The 3,330-nt window shown below is 53.5% G+C and carries 3 protein-coding genes and 1 riboswitch; of the genes, 1 reads left to right on the top strand and 2 read right to left on the bottom strand.

Annotation, left to right across the window (positions count from 1 at the left end):
• Positions 1–121 precede the first annotated feature (121 nt).
• Both A918_RS0115940 and A918_RS0115935 read right to left on the bottom strand, forming a co-directional pair.
• Positions 122–1,411 carry an LLM class flavin-dependent oxidoreductase gene (locus A918_RS0115940; RefSeq protein WP_022712019.1) on the bottom strand — a complete coding sequence of 430 codons (1,290 nt, stop codon included), beginning with the start codon at positions 1,409–1,411 and terminating at the stop codon, positions 122–124.
• Entirely contained in the window at positions 1,411–2,190 is a 780-nt protein-coding gene (locus tag A918_RS0115935; protein ID WP_022712018.1) for a 3-oxoacyl-ACP reductase, read from the bottom strand. Before A918_RS0115935 ends, A918_RS0115940 begins: the two co-directional genes overlap by 1 nt.
• A gap of 66 nt (positions 2,191–2,256) precedes the next feature.
• Positions 2,257–2,355, bottom strand: a riboswitch (TPP riboswitch).
• 78 nt (positions 2,356–2,433) lie between these two features.
• On the opposite strand from A918_RS0115935, the gene A918_RS0115930 reads away from it, so the two are divergent.
• A partial coding sequence (locus A918_RS0115930; RefSeq protein WP_022712017.1) for a hypothetical protein occupies positions 2,434–3,330 on the top strand: 897 nt, incomplete at its 3' end.

The raw sequence follows: 3,330 nt of genomic DNA, 5'->3' as shown, positions 1-3,330 counted from the left end.
CTGCCTTCATGAGAAACCAGAGCATTTCATAGTCAAGCTGGATCAACTTGACGCCCGTGATAATGCGACAGGCTAAGGAATCTAGAGCGAACACTGCGATCCAACATAAACGTAAATCGCTCTAGTGCTTGAGCGGCAAAGACAGATGCCCGCGCAGTGTATCTGTCTGATAATCTGTACGGAACAAGCCGCGTTTTTGCAGAACCGGTACCACCTGCTCGACAAAATCCTCAATCGAGGATGGCAATGACGGCGGCATCAGGTTGAAACCATCCGCCCCTTCATTGCGCCACCATAATTCCATCTGGTCAGCAATTCCCTCAGGAGTGCCAACAATTGTGCAATGCCCGCCACCTGCTGCCAAACGCCCGAGCAATTGCCGTAATGTCGGCTGTTCTGTTTCAATAATCCGCAGGATTGTTGCATAGCGCCCTTTCGGCCCCGTGAAGTCCTCCAGCGGCGGCAAAGCTGGCACCGGAGCATCCAGTTCCCAGCCGGAGCAATCCTGCCCGATAAACATACCAAGCTGGCGGAGGGAATCCGCTGTCGGCAGCAGCTCGTCGAGTTCCCGCTGCTTGGCTTTCGCCTCTGCCTGCGTGGAAGCCACATAAGTCACCAGACCCGGCATCACCGGAATGCCCTTCTCCCGCCCAACAAGTTTTGCACGGCGCTGAATATCACGGTAATAATCCTGCGCCGCTGGCAGGTCATAAGCCACCGCATAAATCGCCTCGGCTTTTTCTGCGGCCAAGGCTCTGCCCTGATCGGATGCTCCCGCCTGAAACAATACCGGATGCCCCTGCGGCGGACGCGGAATGGTCAGCGGCCCCTGCGTGGTAAAATGCTCGCCTTTATGGTGGATAGCGCGCAAACCGTCTTTACGCGCATAATCACCGGCACGGTCACAAGTGATCGTATCCGCATCCCATGAATCCCATAATTTCTGCACCGCTTCGATAAATTCCGCCGCACGGCCATAGCGCCATTCATGGGGCGGCATGTTCTCATAGCCATGATTGCGCGCCTCACTGTCAAACATGGATGTCACCACATTCCAGCCGATGCGCCCTTTCGACAGATGATCCAGTGAAGCCAGCATACGCGCCGCATGAAACGGTGTGGTGAAAGTGCTGGAAACCGTGCTGATAAGGCCGATTTTCTCGGTTACGCCTGCCAATGCTGCCAGCAAAGTCAGCGGGTCAAAATAGCTGCGTGGTCCGTCCGCAATATTATCAATCGCATGCCAGTCGGCGAAGAAAATCGCATCAAATTTACCGCGCTCGGCAATCTGCGCCAGATTTGTGTAATAGCTGATATCACTGAGCTGTTCGACCGCCGATTGCGGATGCCGCCATGCAGCACGGTGATGTCCGCAACCGAAGATAAACAGATTGAGGTGCATTTCCCGCATCAGTTTTTCACCAAACCGCCGTCCACAACCAGATTTTGTCCGGTCACGGAACGCGCCCATGGCGAGGCAAAAAACAGAGCCGTATCGGCAAATTCCGCAGGCGTGGTTACACGGCGCAACGGCGTGGCAGAGGCGATATAATCAAACACTGCCTCCGGTGTTGCAGCAGACGCATCGGTTGTACGTAACAAACCGCCGGACAGCATATTGACGGTGATATTCTTCTCGCCCAGATCCTGCGCAAGTGTGCGGGTCAGCGACAACAGAGCGGCTTTAGCCGCCGTGTAATCATGGTACGGCACAACCGGATTTTGAAACAGGTTGGTGCCAATATTGATGATGCGGCCAAAACCAGCTTGCTCCATGCCAGCCAAAGCAGCTTGCGTGGTATTGAGCGCCCCGCGCACAATGCCTTCCATCTGCTGGTTTATCTGCTCCCAGCTGATGGCATCCGCATGCGCACGGGCATCACCATTGAAACTGAAAGCCGGCAAAGCATTATTGACGACAGTCGTCACCGGCGCGCCAAAATGCTGTTGAGTTTTGGCAAACAGTGCCTGCACGGCAGCAACATCGGTCACGTTGGCCTGCACCGCCAGTGTCTTTTCCGGTGCCAGAGCAGTCAGTTCCGCTGCCGCATCCGCACTGGTGTGATAATTAATCACAACGCGTGCGCCCTCGCGCAGAAAGGCTTTAACGAGATCGCGCCCCAGACCGCGTGCGCCGCCGGTGACAAGAACGAGCTGCTGGTGAAGTGACAGATTAACTGGATCAGACATATAATTTCCCTCGCCTAAAAGAATACGGACGGCCAAGGGAATAAGGGCTTAAACCGCATAAAATACGGCCAGGCACACAGACATCCCTTCGCCAGTATGAGCTGGATCAGGTTCAACGGGTTTAAAATCTCAGCCCTGTAAAACAGGACACCCCGTGTCATTCACGCAATGCTCTAGCAAGTTTAATCACTGCGGACAAGCCTCCGTGGTTGTTCTGACGGATCAAGCCGGATAAGAAACCCTATGTCTGAAAATAACACTGCCCCTTCATCCGACCGGTTCTGGCTCAGCATCATTGCAACAACGCTCTATGCGGTGCTGCTATACATCCTCATATGGCTGATCCGCGAAGGCAGCGGGATGGCCTTTATCACCGGCCTGATCCTGATGCCGATGGCGATTACCAGCCTGCTGATTATTCAGATTGACCCGCAAGGCACAGGCAGTATTCGCAAGCATATGAAAACCGCCATGCTCTGCATGTTGGGCTTTATCCTCATCTCGATGATTATCTTCGGTGAGGCTGGTATTTGTGTGGCCATGGCCGCACCATTTCTCTTCGCAGGCACAGCGCTTGGTGTTTATGTTACCATGCGGCTCTTACGTAATTATCAGGCTAAGCGCAGTGTTACATTTGTGATTGCCCTGCCTTTTCTCGCTCTGCCGCTGGAAAATCAGATTGAATATCAGGATCATTTTAGCTCAGTCACAACCGTGATTGAGATCAATGCCCCTGCTGATGTGATCTGGAACAATACTCTGGAAATTCCCGACATCCGCCCCGATGAACTGGGCATGACTTTCAGCCACAGCATTGTCGGTGTGCCGAAGCCCGAAGATGCGCGGATTACCGGTTCCGGTGTGGGTGCCGTACGTCATTTGAAATGGGGCAAAGGTGTTAATTTTGAAGAAGTTATTACCGGCTGGCAGGAAAACCGCTATCTGCGCTGGGATTTCCGTTTCAGTGACACCTCAATCCCGAAAGCTGTTGAAGCCCATATCAGCGTCAATAGTGACTATCTGGGCTTGGATTATGGTGAATATCTGCTGGAGCCGATTGACGAAAACCGCACACGTCTGACACTGAAAACCCAATACCGGATTGCAACGCCGATCAATATTTACTGCGATTGGTGGGGA

The sequence above is a fragment of the Pseudochrobactrum sp. AO18b genome (assembly GCF_000409565.1).
In the GTDB taxonomy this organism is placed as follows: domain Bacteria; phylum Pseudomonadota; class Alphaproteobacteria; order Rhizobiales; family Rhizobiaceae; genus Pseudochrobactrum; species Pseudochrobactrum saccharolyticum.
Note: the sequence above shows the minus strand (reverse complement) of the source record. Positions and strands in the feature narration are given on the sequence as shown.

Excerpts from the sequence above, each read along its gene's own strand:
- A918_RS0115935 (WP_022712018.1), bottom strand. The coding sequence starts at position 2,190 with ATGTCTGATCCAGTTAATCTGTCACTTCACCAGCAGCTCGTTCTTGTC.
- A918_RS0115940 (WP_022712019.1), bottom strand. The coding sequence starts at position 1,411 with ATGCGGGAAATGCACCTCAATCTGTTTATCTTCGGTTGCGGACATCAC.